The organism is Pirellulales bacterium (assembly GCA_019636335.1).
Lineage (GTDB): Bacteria > Planctomycetota > Planctomycetia > Pirellulales > JAEUIK01 > JAHBXR01.
In genome coordinates, this window is record JAHBXR010000007.1 from 18677 (window position 1) to 37238 (window position 18562).

General features: G+C 57.6%; 16 protein-coding genes. 5 read left to right on the forward strand and 11 right to left on the reverse strand.

Annotated elements, in window-relative coordinates:
* Positions 1-19: 19 nt before the first annotated feature.
* From KF708_08855 to KF708_08875, 5 genes are all read right to left on the reverse strand, one after another.
* Positions 20-2707: a DEAD/DEAH box helicase family protein gene (locus tag KF708_08855; GenBank protein MBX3412784.1), complete on the reverse strand. Its 2688-nt coding sequence runs from the start codon at positions 2705-2707 to the stop codon at positions 20-22.
* Positions 2704-4392, reverse strand: coding sequence for a site-specific DNA-methyltransferase (locus tag KF708_08860; protein ID MBX3412785.1), 1689 nt, complete (start codon positions 4390-4392; stop codon positions 2704-2706). The genes KF708_08855 and KF708_08860 overlap by 4 nt, the downstream gene beginning before the upstream one ends.
* A gap of 10 nt (positions 4393-4402) precedes the next feature.
* Positions 4403-5332 (reverse strand): Abi family protein, encoded by a 930-nt coding sequence (locus KF708_08865; protein ID MBX3412786.1) that lies wholly within the window; start codon positions 5330-5332, stop codon positions 4403-4405.
* Between the two features lie 306 nt (positions 5333-5638).
* Entirely contained in the window at positions 5639-8518 is a 2880-nt protein-coding gene (locus tag KF708_08870; protein MBX3412787.1) for a DEAD/DEAH box helicase family protein, read from the reverse strand.
* On the reverse strand, positions 8515-9813 hold the full coding sequence (locus KF708_08875; GenBank protein ID MBX3412788.1) for a DUF2130 domain-containing protein: 1299 nt from the start codon (positions 9811-9813) through the stop codon (positions 8515-8517). The genes KF708_08870 and KF708_08875 overlap by 4 nt, the downstream gene beginning before the upstream one ends.
* A gap of 800 nt (positions 9814-10613) precedes the next feature.
* On the opposite strand from KF708_08875, the gene KF708_08880 reads away from it, so the two are divergent.
* Positions 10614-11216, forward strand: a complete 603-nt coding sequence (locus tag KF708_08880) for a hypothetical protein (GenBank protein MBX3412789.1) — start codon at positions 10614-10616, stop codon at positions 11214-11216.
* Between the two features lies 1 nt (position 11217).
* On the opposite strand, the gene KF708_08885 is transcribed toward KF708_08880, so the two are convergent.
* From KF708_08885 to KF708_08895, 3 genes are all read right to left on the reverse strand, one after another.
* Positions 11218-11544, reverse strand: a complete 327-nt coding sequence (locus tag KF708_08885; protein ID MBX3412790.1) for a hypothetical protein — start codon at positions 11542-11544, stop codon at positions 11218-11220.
* Between the two features lie 9 nt (positions 11545-11553).
* Complete coding sequence (locus KF708_08890) at positions 11554-12237, reverse strand: AAA family ATPase (GenBank protein ID MBX3412791.1); 684 nt, start codon at positions 12235-12237, stop codon at positions 11554-11556.
* 525 nt (positions 12238-12762) lie between these two features.
* The gene (locus tag KF708_08895) at positions 12763-12954 is read right to left on the reverse strand and encodes a hypothetical protein (GenBank protein MBX3412792.1); all 192 of its coding nucleotides are present in this window, start codon (positions 12952-12954) and stop codon (positions 12763-12765) included.
* Between KF708_08895 and KF708_08900 the strand changes: the two genes are divergently transcribed.
* From KF708_08900 to KF708_08910, 3 genes are all read left to right on the forward strand, one after another.
* Positions 12937-13383, forward strand: a complete 447-nt coding sequence (locus KF708_08900) for a hypothetical protein (GenBank protein MBX3412793.1) — start codon at positions 12937-12939, stop codon at positions 13381-13383. The two genes, KF708_08895 and KF708_08900, sit on opposite strands and share 18 nt — an antisense overlap.
* A complete protein-coding gene (locus KF708_08905; GenBank protein MBX3412794.1) occupies positions 13373-13792 on the forward strand; it encodes a hypothetical protein in 420 nt (139 codons plus the stop codon). The genes KF708_08900 and KF708_08905 overlap by 11 nt, the downstream gene beginning before the upstream one ends.
* Positions 13793-14187: 395 nt before the next feature.
* Positions 14188-14538, forward strand: coding sequence for a TrbC/VirB2 family protein (locus KF708_08910; protein ID MBX3412795.1), 351 nt, complete (start codon positions 14188-14190; stop codon positions 14536-14538).
* Between the two features lie 8 nt (positions 14539-14546).
* Here the strand turns inward: KF708_08910 and KF708_08915 are convergent, their stop codons facing one another.
* The 3 genes from KF708_08915 to KF708_08925 all read right to left on the reverse strand — a co-directional run bounded on the left by KF708_08915 (position 14547) and on the right by KF708_08925 (position 18072).
* Complete coding sequence (locus KF708_08915) at positions 14547-15890, reverse strand: hypothetical protein (GenBank protein MBX3412796.1); 1344 nt, start codon at positions 15888-15890, stop codon at positions 14547-14549.
* On the reverse strand, positions 15887-17074 hold the full coding sequence (locus KF708_08920) for a PEP-CTERM sorting domain-containing protein (GenBank protein ID MBX3412797.1): 1188 nt from the start codon (positions 17072-17074) through the stop codon (positions 15887-15889). The genes KF708_08915 and KF708_08920 overlap by 4 nt, the downstream gene beginning before the upstream one ends.
* Before the next feature lie 164 nt (positions 17075-17238).
* Positions 17239-18072, reverse strand: coding sequence for an SUMF1/EgtB/PvdO family nonheme iron enzyme (locus tag KF708_08925; GenBank protein MBX3412798.1), 834 nt, complete (start codon positions 18070-18072; stop codon positions 17239-17241).
* A gap of 186 nt (positions 18073-18258) precedes the next feature.
* Between KF708_08925 and KF708_08930 the strand changes: the two genes are divergently transcribed.
* Positions 18259-18561 carry a hypothetical protein gene (locus KF708_08930; protein ID MBX3412799.1) on the forward strand — a complete coding sequence of 101 codons (303 nt, stop codon included), beginning with the start codon at positions 18259-18261 and terminating at the stop codon, positions 18559-18561.
* The last annotated feature ends 1 nt before the right edge of the window (position 18562 follow it).

Genomic DNA, 18562 nt, shown 5'->3' on the forward strand with positions numbered 1-18562 from the left:
TAGTGTTGACGACAATTACTCATGCCATTCGCTCCTGTGACTGATACTCATACGTCGCTGCCAATCCTGCGAGTGTCTTTGACTCATCAATCGCGTCATGCGGAATGAGTAGATACGTCCAGGGCGTGCCGGTTACCTGGGAGGCGTTGCGGCACCATTCGGATGCCGCCTCGGCCTTGGCAATGACGACGGGGTCGCCCAGCATGTCTTTCTGTTTCGGTTCACAGAGATACTTGCCGTTCTTTGTCTCGACTACAAAGTCGGGCTCGTAGTCGCTTTCCTCAATGCCTGACCGGTAGTGGATGGCGAAGATGCCGCGCCCCGGCTTGAACCATTTCAATGCAGCATCGTCGTTTTCAAGAATGACGGCAAATCGGCGTTCCGAATCCGAGTCGAACTTCTGCGAGGGGTAAAGGCACTTGGCGAAGCCGCCGAAGACCATTCCGCGAATATATTTGCGGTCCTCAACAGGCTGACGAAACGGGCGGATGTCCTCGTCCGCTGCCGCGAGCACGTTGGTCGAGTGCAGGGTGCGGAAGCCCTTGGTGATCTTGACCTCGTAGGAAGTGGCTGTCTCGAAGTAATGCTGCTGCATCTGGGCATAGATCGCATCGACGAGCTGGCGGTTATGGCAGACCAGCACGTTTAGGACTTCGTCGTCATCTGCGAGGTACGAGCGGAGATGCGCGACCATCTGCCCGGCGATCTTGTAGAGCAACTCGGCATGTTCGTCGTAGCTGATATCGTCAAAGTCAATCAGCCCGCGAATCAGATAGTCCTCATAGCGCTGTTCGGTGGCGGCTCCCGAAGAGTCCTGGAGCTTGTACCGCTCGTTGTTCTGGAGGTTCTGAATGAGGATGTCCTTGGATACCGGCTGCAGCCGGATGTTCTTGCAGTCGAGGTCGAAGTCGCGGAATCCGTACGTGGCATCGTCTGAGGGGACGACCACGATCTTGGGAATATCGATCGACATCTCGATGAACTGCGAAGTGACTTGTGCCACGACCTGCTTGACGTCAACTTCTTCCTCCATCGTCGGCAGGGCCTGTTGGGCTGGCCGGATGGCTTCGGCAACCCGGCTTGCAATCTGCTCCTGCACTTCCTTGGACTTCAGGTCGCGGGAGCTGTGAAGTCGCTCGAAGTGTTGGATGGCGTCGAGCGCGGCTTTTGCCGCCTTGCGTTCAGGCTCGGTATTGAACAGCGGCTTTTGCTTGGGCTCCGGCTGCCCGTCCTGCGACGGAGTGCCGATCAACCGCTGCTCCAAGTTCGTCGGAATCTCGACGGCCTTCGAGTGCTTGTCCGGGATGTCCTTGCCGATCACCACCAGGCCCATCTTGAGGATAGAGTCGCCGCGATTGGCTTCGTCGATGATGTCCTGGAACTTGTCGTGTGCGACGATGGTCAATCGATCAACGGCAGGAACCCCAACACGCTTGCCGTAGGGTAAACGGAGGCCGCGACCGATCGCCTGCTCGATCAGCGTTCGGGAATTGAAGGCCCGCAGGGGCACTATCGTGTAGAGGTTGGTAACGTCCCAGCCTTCCTTGAGCTGGTCAACGTGGATCACGATCTCGGTGGCATCTTCTGGATTCTCGACGGCAAGCAACTTCTGAACGTTCTCATCCCGTTCCTCGCCGCGTTGATTCGAGTGGACTTCGGCGACTTTGCCCCGGTACTGGCCGGCGAAGAAATCGTCTGCCTCGACAATCGCGCGGAGCTTGCTCGCGTGCGTCGTATCCTCAGCAACTACCAGCATGAAGGGCTTGACCCGTTTGACATCATGCTCGCGGGCGAAGACTTCGAGCTGGACCTTGGTCTCTTCGTGGATGTGGATGCCGTCTTCGAGTTTGAGCCGCTCCAGTCCGTCGCGGTCGTAGTTGCTGGCATTGAAGTTCTCGCGTGTGGCCACACAGGGCGCTTTGACGAATCCGTCGTCCAATGCTTTGGAGAGCGGATAGCTGTAGATCACGTTCTTGAAGGGAATCGCGCGCTGACCCTGCATGATCTGCGGCGTGGCCGTCAGTTCCAGGCCAAGGATAGGCTTGAGTTCATTGATGGCCTTCACCCCGGCCGAGGCCCGGTAGCGGTGGGACTCGTCCATCAGGAGGACCAGGTCGTCGAGCTTGGAGAGGTAGTCGAAGTAGCTTTCGCCGACATACTCGCTTAACCGCTTGATCCTGGGCGCAGCGCCGCCGCGCACTTCGGAGTTTATCTTTGAGATGTTGAAGATGTTGATGTGAACGTTGTCGTCGAAGAGTCTGCCGCCACGAACACCCCGGCCGCTTTCGTAGTTGTCGCCGGTGATGATCTCGGGCGGATCAATTGCAAACTCGCTGATGCCTTGGAACACGTATTTGGGCGTGTTCGGCGTGAAGTCGGCAATCAGCTTGTTGTAGATGGTCAGGTTCGGCGCGAGGACGAAGTAATGGCGGATTCCCTCTGCGCGGAAGAGGTAGGCAATGAAGGCTCCCATCAGGCGCGTCTTGCCGACGCCGGTAGCCAGGGCGAAGCACAGGGAGGGGAACTCGCGCTCGAAGTCCTGGATAGAGGGGTATTCGGACTTGATGACCTCAAGGGCGGCTGCGAGGTCGGTCGACTTCTGGAAATCGACGATTTCGCAAAGGCGATCCAGAATCTGGAGCGACTCACGCTGCGGTGGACGTAGGCTTAATCGATTGGCGACGGCATTGACGTGCTGAAGGCTCATGACTTTTCTCCTTCCAGCGCGAACAATGTCGGTTGATCGGATGATCCTCTGCGGCGGCGTCTTGGAGACGGCGGATCGGAACTTGGTTCGGGCTCGGCGGGCTTCAACTCCTTGATCTCCAGGCTGTAGTCGTCCTTACCCCACTCGCATTTGGTGAGGACGGTCTTCGGAATCTTCTTGAGGGTCAGGTTCGGGAACTCCGCGACGTTCTTAACGCGGAATGCATGGCAGTAGATGACCAGCGAGCGTTTGGGGCCAACATCTTCGGCAAGCGCCTCGATTTGCTGGCGGGTCAATGTCTGGGTTGTGACGTAGATGAAGTCGCTCTCGGTCGAGTGCCCGTGCTGCCAATAGACGCTATCACTCGGGGCGTAGGTAAAGCCCTCGATCTTGCAGACGGCCTGGGCAAGCATTGGCGCGTTGTACTGCTTGTTGATGATCCAGTTGCCGAACTGATCTTGCTGAAGTAACGACGGCGCGAGCGTGTAGTAGCGGTAACCACCGCCGCCCTTCCACCCGAGCGTTTCACTCACACCACCTGGGTCTTCGCCATCGATCACTTTCTTGAGGCGAGGCATTATGTGCGTATGGCAGTGCTCGCCGAGTTCAACCATGATCCAGTTGCGGCCCATCTTGTGGGCGACTGCACCCGTAGTACCCGAGCCGGCAAAGGAATCGAGGACTAAATCACCGGGGTCTGTTGAGATTGTTAGGATTCTATGCAGCAATTGCTCTGGCTTTGGCGTGGCGAACGGTTCGATGTCTGGCAGGAGCTTCCTTAGATGGTCACGCTTTGCAGATTGATTTGATCCAGCCTCGTCCGCCGGCCACCAACTTCGAGGCACAACACCTTCCTGGACATCAGTCAGATATCGCTTGATTACTGGGAGACTATCGCCGTTTCGACCAAACCATACGCGATTGTCCTTACGTGCGATCTCAAAGGACTCCGGTGAGAATCTCCAATAGTTTCCTTGAGGGGGCAGAACTTGCCTTCCTGAAGGCAAAGTAATGGGAAACCTGAGCTTTTCCGATCCGCTCTTGGCGGTCCCGTTATCGCCTTGAAGCCAGGGGCCTCTTGGGTCATTATCCGGGTTCTTGTATCGAGCATTTAGAGCATCAGTCCGGGGAAGCAAGTTACGCTTTCGCCTCCAAGTATCTCTCTCCTTCGCATAAACGAGAATATGATCGTGTGCGCTAGAGAAGTCGGTGTCATTACGTCGACCCTGATCTTTCTCCCAAGCGACTGAGAGGACGAAGTTACTGCGGCCAAACACTTCGTCACACAATACCTTCAAGTAGTGGCATTCCACGTCATCGATAGTGACCCACAATGAGCCGTCAGGCGTCAGCAGCCGGTGAAGCAGATCGAGTCGTTGCCGCATTAGTGATAGCCACAACGAATGCTCAACGCCGTCGTCATAGTGCTCAAAAGCAGCTCCGGTGTTGTACGGGGGATCAATGAAGATACAGCGTATCTTTCCCGTGAAATCATGCTCCAGCGCTTTCAGGGCCAGCAAGTTATCGCCGTAGATCAACCGATTATCGAAGCTGTCATTATCGGTCACGCGCACGGCGGCGTGATACGACTTAGACGGGTCCTCAAGCAACACGCGAGGCTCTAGGCGTGGGCAGTCGTCCTTGCCAATCCAGGTCAGTTCTAGCTTCGTCTTCTTGGCCATCATGCCTTCCTGACTACAACCACACGGGATGCTGTGTCCAATTGTTTGGGAGCCCCATCAGCACGGCCGCATTCCGTGCTGCCGGCGGGCTCGATAGGAGAGTGTTGACCCGGTCGCGCCACGCATCAGCGTCGGGACGTATTTGGGCGCTTCTCAGGAGCAGCTTTCGCATGAGAAGCAGTGTCGTATAGAGCCGTTCATTACTGACAATATTCGGCCGTGACCAGTCGGCCTCGCGGGGCAACTCGGGTTTGATCGACCAGATTCGATCCCAAAGTCGCGCATGGTGGGCACAGAGGTTTCGTACATAGGCGAAGTGGTGCGTCACGCTGGAGAGCACCTTCGCGGAGACGCCGTACTCCTGGGCAATGGCCTGCCGATCGTGCTTATGCAGCGCCGCGACCATCCGAGAGAGTCCGCCGAAGGACATTACCTCGGTGGCGGCCCAGATAGGCAGGTTCGGGTACTCCGCGTACTTGCGGCGGAAGTGGTTGACGAAAAGCTCACGCGATCGCTTCGTCTCTTCGTGGAGCTTACTGAGCCAGGTCGCGTGAGTGGTGTTGAAGTCGAAGCGATTATGAAAGTGTGCGGCGAGCGTATGGCCGAACGCGCCGTATTTCCGTCCGAAGGAATGGGCGACGGAGGTGCAGAGGTCGATCTCGATGAGTTCGAGCGCTTCGGTGAACAGATCCCTAAGCTGGCCGTCGAACGTGTAGGCGAATTTCACCTGCTCGAAGGTCACGCCCTTGGGGAAGGAATGCCTCGGTTGCTCGAAGGCAAGGCAATAGCCCGCGAAACGGTAGTAATTGACGTGCCGCAGGAATGACTCAGCATCCGGGCGGTCATCGACCTGTAGGCCGCGAGCCTCCAGCTTGGAGACCTGATCGGCGACTGAAAGCCAGGGTTTGGCGTAGGGCACCTTGGCAGGAGGTCCACTGCTCATGGAGAGACCTCCGGGGCTGGCGGAGAGAAGCCGCTGCCAGCGCATAAAAAAACCTGCCCAGGATGCGCATCACCGACGAGCGGGAGAGGCGAGGCAGGTGTGTTACTAGAAGAATATCGGAGAAAGTGGGCACAATCAAGAGGAAATGAGCCCGAATCGGAGACGTGACCGCCGCCAATCCCTGGGAAAATGCGGTTTATTCCGCCAAACCAAGCGGTTGGCGATACGCCAGGCGTCGGGCGGGGTCGTGCCGGTTTGCGGACCATGCCGTGCCAAAATGGGAAGTCTGGGGCGAGTGCTAGCATGTCAGGCGAGCCTCCAACGAACCGCGAATAGCTCCGTGCGCTTCACGTCCTGGGCGAGTTTCGCCTCAATTTCCTCGATGAGGTTGTCCTTGCGGTTCTCGATCTCGTCCTGGGCCTCGTCCCGTTGCTTGCGCTTGTCTTTCAGCTTTCGCTCCATGTCCTTTACCTGCCGCTGCTGCGCGACCTTCTGCTCCAGGCTTGCCGCTTGCCTGGCCTCGCGTTTGGCAACCTTGATCTCGGTTTCGAGTTCCTTGATCTCGCGCTCGATGCCGTCCTTCAGGTCTTCGGCCCAGCGGTCGAGCTTTTCCATTTCAAGGTCGAACCAGTGGGCGTTGCGGGCGGATATGTCCCCCAAGGCACGACTTTGCCCGAATTCAGTGGCGTCGTCGAGCGATTTCCGAACGTTGGGCGACAGGTCGACAGAATGGCCGGAGCTTGCTGGCAGGTCAAAGAGCCTGCGGCACTGGTTAGCATCAAGCGTATTGCCGGTGTCATCAGTGCCGACAAGCAGGATGATCTCTTCCGAATCGAGCGATGTGATCGTCAGCCGCACGGCGCTCAGCCAGCCGGACTTTCCGACGAGGCCGTTCAGGACAGCGATATTCTTGCGCGCACCGGAATAGTTGAAGGTCAGCTCTGCGACTGGGGTGGCCAGCGATTTTGCCTGTTCAAGCAGCCGCTGCGCCAGCGGATGGCCGACCCGGTAGGTATTGGCATCCTCGATATGCTTGCCGATCCGGTATGGCCCTGGATGGATCGTCTCGCCCGGAAAAGGGTTTCGCGTGAGCTGAAAGCTGTAGCCTTCCTCCTCAAAGCGTGCGGCATCGGCAAGAAGGTGTTTCGTGACGGCCCATAGCTGGGCATTGAACCGGTCGAGCAGACCACTGCTTTCGATGCGGACTTTCTCGATGACTTCCTGATCGAAATTGTCCAGGAGCTTCTCGCGCGCATCTCTTTGGCCGGCGGCGATCTCTTCATCCAATTCGCGTTGCAGTTCGTCAAACTCCTGCTGAATCTGCTCCGGCGTGCGGCATCGCTGATAGATGGAGGCAATGCGCTTCTCGAAGTCGACGCCGGATTCCACGGCCCCCAGCACTTCGTCACTGGCTCCGAATACGCCGTCGAACAGGCGGAACTTCTCGTCGAGGAGTTGGTAGACGCGCTGGTCGGCGGCGTTGTTCTTGTTGAGGAAGTTGACGACGACCACGTCGCGTTTCTGCCCATAGCGATGGCAGCGGCCGATCCGCTGCTCAATCCGTTGGGGGTTCCAGGGGAGGTCGTAGTTGACCACGAGGTTGCAAAACTGAAGATTGATTCCCTCGGCAGCCGCTTCCGTTGCGATCATGATGGCGGCTTCGTCCCGGAAATAGTCCACGAGTGCCGCGCGCATGTCGGCGGCAGGCGATCCGGAGACGCGGTCAGTGCCCTGATGCTTTTCGAGCCACCGGCGGTAGATGTCTTTGGAAGCCTTGTCGCTGTTGGTTCCATTGAAGAGCATGACCCGGCCAGCGAACTCGGTTTGCTCCAGGATGCGGTAGAGGTACTCTTGCGTGCGGCGGGATTCGGTGAAGATCAATGCCTTCTGCTGGACGGCGGTATTACCGTCCACGCCGGGCGATTGTGCGGCGGCATCGAAGCCGCGCCGCAGGGCGGTGAGAAGTACCTCCCCTTTCGAGTTTCGGGCGATGGACTTGGCCAGTTCATGGAACTCGCGCAGCTTCGCAGTTTCCTGTCGCAAATCCGCTAACTGCTCCGGCGAATAGGTGGGTTTGCCATCTTCTGCCTCTTCCGCTTCGTCGGGTTCCCATTCGTCGGCCAGTTCGTCGAAATCCTCCAGGTCCTGGGCCACCTGTTCCGGCGGCGCATCGACGGCGGTTGCCTTCGCTGCCGCTATTTCCAGTTTCTGGGCAAGTCCGCTTAACGTGTCGGAAATGGCATAGGTCGAGGATGCAAGCAGCTTGCGCAGAATCAGCGTCATGAGCGAGCGCTGGCTGGCGGGCAGTGCGTAGAGTGTTGGCTGCTGTAAATAAGATGACACCAGGTCATAGAGCTTCTGCTCGTCATCGCTGGGTACAAATTCCTGCACCAGTGCATGGCGGTTGGTGTACTTGATGTATTCGAGCACCTGGCGGCGAAGCGTCCGCTTACAGACGGTCGCAAGCCGCTCTTTCAGGTCCGTGAAGTCGGCATTGTCGCCGAGCCGGGTGAACTTGGCCCGGTACGTCTTGAAGTCGCCAAATGCATAGTCATCAATGATCGAAACCAGTCCGTACAGTTCCAACAGGGTGTTCTGAAGTGGCGTGGCGGTGAGCAGCACCTTGCGGTAGGGCGCGATGGCCTGCTTGATGGCGTTGGCGATCTTGTTGTTGGGCTTATAGACGTTGCGCAGCCGATGCGCTTCGTCGATCACGATCAAGTCCCACTTCGTCTGGCGGATATAGGGCTCCATCTTCCGGCAGAACTGATACGAACAGATGATGACCGCATCCTGCTCGAACGGGTTGAGGTTGCCGGAGCGGACACATTCGTTGAAGGTTCGGGCCTCCAGGATGGCCGACGGTAGGAAGAACTTGTCGGCGAGTTCCTGTGCCCATTGCTTGCGGAGGTTGGCCGGGGCGATGACGAGAATCCGCCGACCTGACTCCGCCCATTTCTGGGCGATCAACAGTCCGGCTTCAATCGTTTTGCCGAGGCCTACTTCATCAGCGAGGATTGCTCCCTTGGAGAGCGGATTGCGGAAGGCGAAGAGTGCGGCTTCGATCTGGTGCGGATTGAGGTCTACCTGCGCGTCCGACAGCACGGCGGTGAGCTTTTCGACATTGTCGGAAGCGCATCGCTTGGTGAGGTCATGGGCAAACAGCTTGGCGTGGTAGTCTGTCATCCGCTGGACTCGGTCGAGTCGTCCTCCTGGACGTCCGGTAGTAATTTGAGGTCAAGTCCCTCGATTTCCTGCAACGTTTTACCAGCTATACCTTGCAGGTCTCCGTACATGCCCGCCGTCGCTTCAACGACACAGCGGATTTGTTCTTCTCGCTTGGCCCATAGTTTGGTCATGGTCTTGCGTTCGCGCTGAAGGTCTTCATGCATATCGCCAAACTTCTCGACAATGGCATGCACGCGGTGACGGAACCGTGGGCCGGTAAGGTATTGATAGACCAGTTCCATCTTCGACTGCTGGCCTTCACCGGCCTGCCGGGCGGTGGCCAGCTCGATCAGAGAATGACGTAGCGCGATGGCAACCGGGATCGCGCAGCGATGGCCCGTGACCCATACGCCGTCGATCAGGTTGAAGGTCTCGACGTCTTTGGGAAGGGTTTGCGAGACAATCAGCGCGACATCTGCTTTCGCAGCTCGCTGGTCGTCACGGAGCTTGGCCAGCCAGCCGTCGCTCCAGTTCTTGGTGCGTTTCGATTCCCAAAGAATGGTCCCGCAAATGCCTGCCGGTCCCATGACTCGCTGAATGACATCGCCACCATGTTCGCCCTTGGGAACCGGTTCGACGGAGTCTTGTGGAAACGTGCTGCGGATCAGCCCTTCAAGTTCCAGTTCCAGCACTTCACCCTGCAATTGCTGGGAGCCTTGTTCGGCCTTGCGCTTCAGCTCCTCGATCTGCCGCTGCATGCCGGCAATCTGTTCTTCCTTCTCGGCAACCCGCAGCTTGAGCCCCTCTTCGGCTTCGAGCTTTGCCTTGTCGCGAACAGCGGTAAGGGATTCCTGGACCTTCTTCTCGATGGTGAGGTCCATTTCGCGTTTGGCATCATCAAGCTCGCGTTGCTTGCGGATGAGGTCGGCCTGGGCCTTTTGCGCTTCGGCGAGCTTGGCATCGCGATCGGCCAATACCTCCTGCAGCTCGGCAAGCTCTTTGGTCTGTTTCTCCAGGTCGGCAGACAGAAGTCGGCGGGCCTTCTTCGCCTCTTCGTCGGCAATGGCCTGCCGCTCTTCGGCGAGCTTCTTGGCCACTTCCTCGTCGATCGACTCCCTGGCCTTGGCGAGATTTGCCTGCTCCGCGCGAAGGCTCGCCTCCCGGCGGGCGATGTCGGCGTCCTTCTGCGTCAGCTTTTCCTCATACTGGGTACGGATCGACTCCAGGAGCGGAGCGGCAAGCGACTCTGTCAGCTTGACTTCCGTCTTGCAGTTGGGGCAGGTGATGACTGGTTCGTTCATGGGGGCGGCCACGGATTTCCTCGATTCGACTCTCCTCGGATATCAGTCACGCCCGCGAATGTCAACGGACCGCAAGGTCTTCGACGGCATGAGCTTATGCTATAGCCAGCCAGAGTAGCCAGCCTGCAGGAATGGTCGCTGATGCGACCTGCCAAGCTCGATGTGCCCAAATGAGCGCACCTGCCCGGCCCCAGAAAGACAGCCCCCCTAATGTCGGCCCGGAGACAGTATACGGATGTCCGCTTTCGGTCGCAAACCTGCCGATGACAAATCCGCAGTTCGGTAGGTCGCGGTGATGCCTCCCGCCACCGATCGCCGAGAATCGTGTTCTGGAGCGAGGAGGCTGTGCAAGGTACCAACCCTATCACTTCTTTCTCTGGCGGGCCTCCAAATGCGATTTTGACCGCGTCTAGCGCGAGAAGGTTCACGACATCTTCCTGAATGCCAATTCTTGCTTCAGCATGCCGCACACGAAGTAAGGGCGGCTTTGTCTCGATCAATCAAATGGTTGGCTGATCGATCAACAGTTCTCCTTCGTTGGACAACCGCTGAGCGGGGGTCTTGAAAAGCAGAATGAATCCCCTCCGCCGTCGACTGCGTGGTGGGTCGCGCGCCGGCGTCGGGAAAGTGGGAGGGGGTTTTTAATTACAAGAAAGGAAAACGGGTTAAGCCGTTGAATTGTCGGGATCGCAAACGACAACTTTTGACGGTCATGCGTCAATTCGGGACGGTTGTCCGACAGAAATGACTTGCGCGTTTGTCGGTCGTGTGCCAATGTGCTGACTGTTAAGTGACAAAATCAGAGGTACAAAATGACGGAAGAGCGCCAGATTGTTGAACAACCAGCCAATCAATTGACAACCAAACGTGGTTTCCCTGTCTACCGGACCAATCCCAGCATCCCTTCGACCAACGGAATGCCCACAAGGAACAAACGCTTCCATGTGCCAGGCGGCAAGGCCTCGATGATCGTCGACAACAGCACCGGCGAGATTAAGGGGATCGGTGGCATGGGCTTCTGGTGGGACGAAGAAGTTGATAGCACGCGATTCGTCAAGCTGTTCCTGGATGGGATCAAGCAAGCGGCGGGCTTGTCGAAGACCGGCATACAGGTTTTCGAATTGGTCTATCACCAAATGCGCGAGAACCCGGGCTCTGATGAGATCAAGCTGAATCAATACGTTGCGAAGGATCACGGCATGAGTGACCGCACCTATCAGCGCGGCGTGCGGGAGCTGCTCGAAAAGGAGTTCCTCTATCGCAGCCCTAGTGACGGCGTCTTCTTCGTGAATATTCGGTTCATGTTCAACGGGGATCGCCTCGCGTTCGTGAAGTCCTACCATCTGAAGGATTCCACGCGGCAGCCGGAGCTAACTTCCATCGGAATGCCGGCCCTCCCCTCTCCCTCGGAATAATTCACTTGATGTAGCCGTTGTCCTTGAGCCACGGCTCAATGGCTTGCTCCAGGATGTCCTGCAGCGTGTTCGGCTCTATTCCCTTGAGCTGGCGTTCCAGTGAGCAACGCTTCAAAGCGGCGGCTAAGTCGCCGCGAATGCGTGTGCTGATCGGCACGCGGCCGAGGTTCTGTGCCGGTGAAGCGTCCTGCTTCGGGCTTTTCGAGAGACCTCCCTCCCCGCCTTCGGTGACGATCTCTTCTCCCCGTATGAACTTCCTGGCCGTGTCGAGGTCGACCGGTGGGGCTGGAGTATCGATACCGACGCTGAGAGGACGACGTTCCTTCATGGCCCGCTCCTATGTGGCCAGCGCGGTCCGGCGCTGGGCGCGGAGTTTGGTAGCCGATTCCGATACGGCTTCGGGCATGAGTTCTCTAAAGAGACGATCCACCTCCTCCGCCGCTTCCTTGGCACGTGATCCAAGATCCCAAACGACGGCGGCTTGGCCTGGGGCGTCCGCGTAAATCTGGCGGAGAGTCATCGAGGTGTTCGCGATCGGCAGTTTCAGGAGTGCTGCCGCTTCGCGCATGTCTTGCGTCAGCCGATAGTGTTTGCCGACCATGCTGAGAACGATAACGGCTTTTGGATGGCCATTACGAATCTGCTGAGACTGGCGAAGTACCTTGGTCGCGGCATCCAGGGCGCGAACTTCGAGCATGCTTGCCTTGCATGGCACAATGGCCTTGTCGGCGACAAGCAAAAGCGCCCTACTCATTTCGGCCAGGCTTCCCGGCCCGTCCGCAACGATGTAGTCCGTCTCCTGCCTCAATAGCGGAAGTTCGCTGATGATCGTATCTGGGTCCTTGAGACAAATGGCTTTAACTCCGGGGGCCGCTTCCCTGATCCATTGCGATGAGGATTGCTGTGTGTCGCAATCAGCCAGCGTGACGCGGTGGCCCTGGCGTTGCAGCCAAGCAGCGAGGTGTACGGCGACCGTCGATTTGCCGACGCCGCCTTTGGAATTTGCGATGGCGATAATCATGCGACAACGCATAGCACGTTTGCAGGATGACATGCAAGCAGTATTTCATGATGGCCGGCTGGCAAGCCGACATGCCGTCCTGCAATCCTGCAATAAGGATGTCCTGCTTGATTGCTGTCCTGCTTGCTGGCAAGCAACCTGACATTCATGATTGATGGCATGCTTGAGAGAATGTTTTCATGCTGGCCTGCCTGCCTGACAGATTGCAAGCAAGATGTCCTGCAAGCTGACATGCCAGACAGCCTGCATGATGGCTGGCATTGATTTTCACGGTGAAAAAGACACCTAAGCACCGCTTAGGGAAGATGTCTGTGCTCCACTTGAGCTTTTTTGACTGTGCAGGAGTCAGCAAACTGACTGCGGAGCTGGATGCTCCTCCATCATCCTTCCCAGGCGATCCGGATGTGTGCCGTGATGGCAAACATCCGACCGCTGGATGCGGGCGCGGTGTGTCGCATTGGGATGCTCTTGGGGAGGCAAGCCGAGGCAGGATGCGTCGGCAACAACAGCGAGGCGGCAGGGAGGTTACTCGCCGAGCTGGATTTGTTTGATGGTCGAGAGGTTCTTGACGTTCACCCGTGGGGGTAGGTCGGGCTTGTCCCAGTCAATCTCCGCGAGGGTCACGCCACCGTCGAGCGGTAGCAACGCGGTGACCTTACCGCGCGCGAAGGGTACGTCGCCTGTGTATTGGCCGGTGTTTTGCAGGACGGCAAGCACCGGCTGAATAATGGCTCGATCTACGAAGTCGGGGGCTTTGACGAGTCGGGCAACATCGTCCTGGATAATGGCTGGACGGTAACGAAGGATTTTGGCCATCTGGACTATGGCTATACCGTCACGTCCTTCGCCAGCCAGGGAAAGACAGTCGATCGCGTCTTCGTCGGACAGGGTTTCGAGAGCCTTCCGGCCTCCAGCCGCGAGCAGTTTTACGTCAGCGCCTCACGGGCGCGGCAGCAGGTCGCCTTCTATACCGGGAGCAAACAGGAATTGCTGGAAGCCGTGTCGCGTAGCGACGAAAGGCTGACGGCCACGGAGTTACTTCACGGCGGGCTTCCCCCCGCCATCCGTGCGCCCGAGCGTTCAGCAGAGCATGTGCGGACCGAGGAGCGTACCCGCGAGCATAGGGAGCTAGTCCATGAGCGGTAGTGTCATCGAACGTTATGTGAACCGCGTCCCCGAGCCTGCGCGCAAGCCGTCGGTAAGCGAAGACCCGGATGCGCTGGATGACCTTGGCGCGTTCAGCATACTGCGCGGCGTGCGGGAACGGGCCTTGATGTTGGAGTTGCGGATGAAGGATGGGGGCGTGACGGCTCTGAGCTATGCCTATCTGAGTAAGGCGGTCTTCGATCCGTCGGAAGGGATCACCTTGCAGTTTGGTGGCAGCACCGTGCGGATCGCCGGCACGAACCTCGCCACCGAGGTCCGGCCGAACGTCCAGCTTTTCCAGTCACTGCTGCGGCATCGCGTGCCGTGGGTACGTGAAGCCGACCGTGCGAGTTCGCTTCGTGCCCCGGCCGGGGCAATCGTCATCGATGAGATCAGGATCGAGCCTTAGAGCGGCGTTGCCGCATTAGTCCATACCCGGCCATCGACAATCCGGCAGTGGCCATCTAGCTCGATCCGCAAGAGCGGACAGAAAACCTCAGATCCTGTGCAAGTTCAATGGGATGACCGACGTCGGAAGTGCCTGTCTACATTCCGCCGGTCACGACAGGCACCGGACAAGCGCTTGGAATGGTGTTGCCCGAATCAGTTTGGTTTTCAATCGTTTAACGTAATTGGCGATCAGTGTCATTGAAGTGTCACACAACTCTGCTTCAGGCGCACGGCCGATTGCGCTATACTGACCTTATCCGTACCAGCCTTGAGTTCTGGTCGGAGGAGTGGCGCAGGGGCGTGATTGATGTGTTCTGGCGTTGCTATGTTCAACATTAAAGTGAAGGAAATTCTATGACAACAATGACTTCAACCCAAGGTTTGTCTGCTGCTTGGCAGGCTTGCCTGATGATGCTACTCGCCGCAGTAGTCGTCATGATTCCTGATTTGGCATTTGCCACCGATACTCCGATGGGCCGGGTGCTTTGCACCGTGGTGCAGTGGTTCACTGGTAATACTGGCAAAGGCCTGGCAACCATAGCGATCACCATCATCGGTATCGGCGCGCTACTCGGGAAAGTATCCTGGGGTATGGCGATCATCGTCGGCATCGGTGTAGCGATTGTTTTCGGAGCCGCTGGACTGGTCGAAGCAATGAATGCTGGAAGCGGTGCGGACACCGCGAGCCAGTGCTCGACGACCTAATTCACGTTCTATGAGCGGAAGGAAGGGTTTGGTGGTACGCCATCAGGCCCTTCTTCTTTTTCCAGGGCATCGAGTGCCGCCTGCACGGCATGACGGGGCCACTTGAGCAGTGCCGCCGACCGGGGAGCTCGACCGGTACGGGCGAGTCGAGCGCGAAGCTCAATGCTCTCGTCCGACAAGACGAAGAGAGACGCCGACTCTCGGCAGATCGCAAGAACACGCGCGACGGGTGTATCGGGACCGTTTTTGGGGGCTGGAAGATCGAGAATGTCTTCCGATACCATATCGGCCATGGTCTCGACATGCCTAATGATCGTGCTCGGTTTCGATGAGAAGAGTGCGGGGAGCGAAAGCGCGCTCTTGAGATAGTCAGCACGGGTCAATCCCGCTTCTTGAAACCTCTCGACGACACCAGTGAAATTGGCAATGACGCGATCCGGCCTCTGCGTGAAGAGTACAGGCTGGCGAAGCACGGCATGCAGATAGTCCGACATGGTGAGTGCATCCGTCTCGAAGGATTTCGCCACTTCTTCGATATTTTGGGTCAATGTTTGCGTGCGATGAATCCAAATTTGTGGTCGCTTGAGCCCGGCAGTCAGGTACTTGGAGAAGGTTAGTCCATGGGGCCGAAAATGCTCTACGACTTCCTCAATGTGGGAGATGACCGTCTTCGGCTGGCTCGACATGAGTCCCGGTTGCCGACAAGCCGCTCGAAGATAGGCCGGGAGGGTTAGTCCGTCCGCAGCAAATCGCGACACGACTACTTCCACATTTCCAATAACGGTTGTTGGGGATTGGCTGATAAGTAGCGGCGAAGTGACGACGGCTTGAAGATAGCTGGGTAAATCCAAGCCCTCGCCAGCGAAGCGTTCCACCACACTCGTCAAATTGTGGATCAACGTAGCGGGCCGCTGCGTAAAAATGGCGGGATTGCGCAGGGCACATGTAATCAATCGTTCTCTCTGGATTCCCTGGGACTCGAAGAAGTCCGTCAGCACGTCAATGTTCGCGGCGATTCGTTCGGGTCGGGACATCAACAGCTGAAAATGCCGATCGAAGAGACGCAGCCATTCGTTTCGACTCAGCCCATCGCGTTCAAGGAGGCGCTCAAGCCGCTCGACCTTGACTCCGAAGTCAAAGACGGTCGAACTCGGAGAAAGAGACTCCCCGAAAATCCTCCGCGCGGCTTTGCTGATCGCCGAAGCGATCTGCTCTCGGCGGGCAGGCTCACGGATCAGCGGCTCGAGCGATTCAAAAGCCCTGGAAAAGTACGGATCGCGATTCTTCACATCTAGATACGAAGTGGTTGGCAGGCCCAAGAGATAGCTTGAAGGGTCGCATTCGTCAATCAAAGTCCATTCTCGCGACGGCGTCGGTAGACTTCAGCGGCTCCAATGGCCATGAGGCCGACGCAGCCAAGCACGATGGTGCTTGGTTCAGGGACAGCGGTAGCGACGTAGATGCCGCGCCGACCGTCTGCAAGGAGCGCATAGAACGCCACGTCCCCCGAGTCGTTGAAGGCTTGGCTGCCGAAGGAGATTCGCGTGACCACTGATCCATCCAGGAGATCTCCCGTCTGGATCACCTTGTCGGCGAAAGGGTCGGGACCAAGGAATATGCCTGACGGACCGGAATCGTCCAAGCTGGCGAAGAATGCAATCTTGCCTTGGTTGTTGATGGAGACACTTCCAAAACCATCGAATGGCCCGCTTCGATCGACAACCGTTTGGAAATCAAAGCCATTCCCCAAGTAAACGCCCTCGTCGAAGAAGGAGATCGATCCGACAAGAGCGACCAAGCCATCGTTGTTCACAGCGATGCTGTCGTAACCGTAGAACAAGCTATCCAACTCAGAGATGGAAGTCACGGGGCCGGCGCCCTCAGGCCCAGTCACATGAGCGCCCTGGGCGAAGTCAGACATGCCGCTAGTCAGGAATGCCACTCGCCCATTCCCGCTGACGGATATCCCCTGAATGGCGCCCTCCGGCGCGGATGACAAGATCGAGTTTGCCGTGAACGTTGGACTCGAGTAGATGCCGCTGCTCATCGCGGTGGAGGCGGCGAAAACGACGGTGCCGTCCTCGGCGATGCCAGGCGCTCCGTAATTGCCAGCGCCATAAGGGTCGGGCGGGAGGGCAATCGTCGATAGATCACCCCCATCGCCGCTGTAGATACCCCAAACGCCCGATCGGCGGGCATTGAAGGCAACGACGCCTTGATCGTTGATCGAGGGGTAATTGGCGAACCCACCGAAGAAGGTTGAATCGATGGAGGTGTCGAGGATGACCGTAAGCGGGCCACCGCTGCCGCGATACACCCCTTGGCCATTGTTATAGCTTCCCAGCGAAGCACGGAATGCTGCTTCACCACGATTATTTAAGGAAGGGACCGGATCGGCGGCGTTGTTTACTACGTTTCCGGTGTACGTGATCCTCGTGAATTCAATGATATCCGCTCGCGCGGGATGTGTCACACTGGAAGCGACGAACACCCCAAGTATCAATGATAGTGCCACAACAACAGGTTGTTTAGCCATGGATGATCCTTTCGGCGGAGGCTTTACTGCGGACACGTGTCACCACTCTCGTAAAGATGGACCATGGGGCACGAGCAGTGTCTATCGCGGCAAGGCGGAGGAGCTGGGAAAGCGAGCAGGTGTCTACTTTCCGAAATGGCTCAGCACGGTGTGACAACACCTCCTTATTCGCCATGCGGAACCCCATCGGTAACGACCACGCGGTTCCGACGACGTAGGGCGATCGCAAGCGTAATGGTGCAGCCCAATACAGCCAGTGTCAGGGAGTTCGGTTCTGGGACACTGGCTACGGCGACGCGAAAGCCGCCCGACTGATTGACCGGGACGTTGAAGTACCGTCGCGTTGACGCTAGATAACTCGCATCATCGATCGTATCTCCACCGCGCATCAGACCGGAGTTCGTACTGTCCTCAAGCCATTCCTGGATATTCCCGCCCTGATCAAAGGTGCCAAATGGACTGGCCGAATCCAGATAGGCGCCGACATCCGTATAACTTCCGTCGATTAAAGTGGCATAGTTCGCGGAGTTCGTACCGCCGGGCGGACTCTCGGCGACTGGCGTCAAATCGCTAGATGTCGGAAATAGGAAATAGGCGTCACTTCCAGGAATCCCGTAGGCGGCCTTGTACCATTCATCTTCGTTGGGCAACCACCACATCGAGTCCGAGTTGCGAGTGATGCTTCCGACGTTCGATGGAACAGCGTCATTCCCGAGCAGCGTGTAGGTGCCGTTCTGAATCGTCTCCGGTCCACCTTGCCCGTTCTCAAGCCAGTTGATGAATCTCATCGCCTGAAAGAGGCTGACCGCCGCGGGTTTGTTATCCCAGCCGTTCTGGACGGAATACGCGTAGTTTCCGTCCGCTCCCGTTCTGAGAATGATGCTGCTCGTACTGTAAACCAGCGCCGCGTCAGCACTTGACTGCCCCACGGTGTTCAAGAATGCTGCGTATTGAACGTTCGTGACCTCGTGGATCCCTATCCGATAGTCGTACCCCACACTCCCGTAGCCGGTTAAGGGATCGGCAGCATTCCCCGGGGCACCGATAGGAGTCGTCTCAATTATGATAGGTGCCGCCGAGACGACGGTACCGACTGAGCACAACCATGCTGTGACGATCAATGACCTGACTCCTAGTCGCGGCCATCCCAATGAATTTGCCCAGAAGTTCATCACCGACTCCGAATGGTATACAAATCGAAAAGCTGGCGCCGTCCGCGCAAGCAGCCGCTACCAGATACATGCGCGAGTTTGCCAAAGCGGACAGAAATTTTTGAGTTTTCAGGAATGATCTTCGGTCAGCATCGCGTCATCGGCCGCCAAGCGAAAGGATGCTGGGCATCCGACGGCGCAGCGGATCGGGAGTCGGCGTGGCCCGATGCCGAAGTACCTGTTGAAAATCGTCGCTACGGCTCGGAGAATAACGGATTTGGGGGCAGAGTAGCGCAGGAGGAGCAATGGGACGGCGACCACTCCATTCCGGATTGAG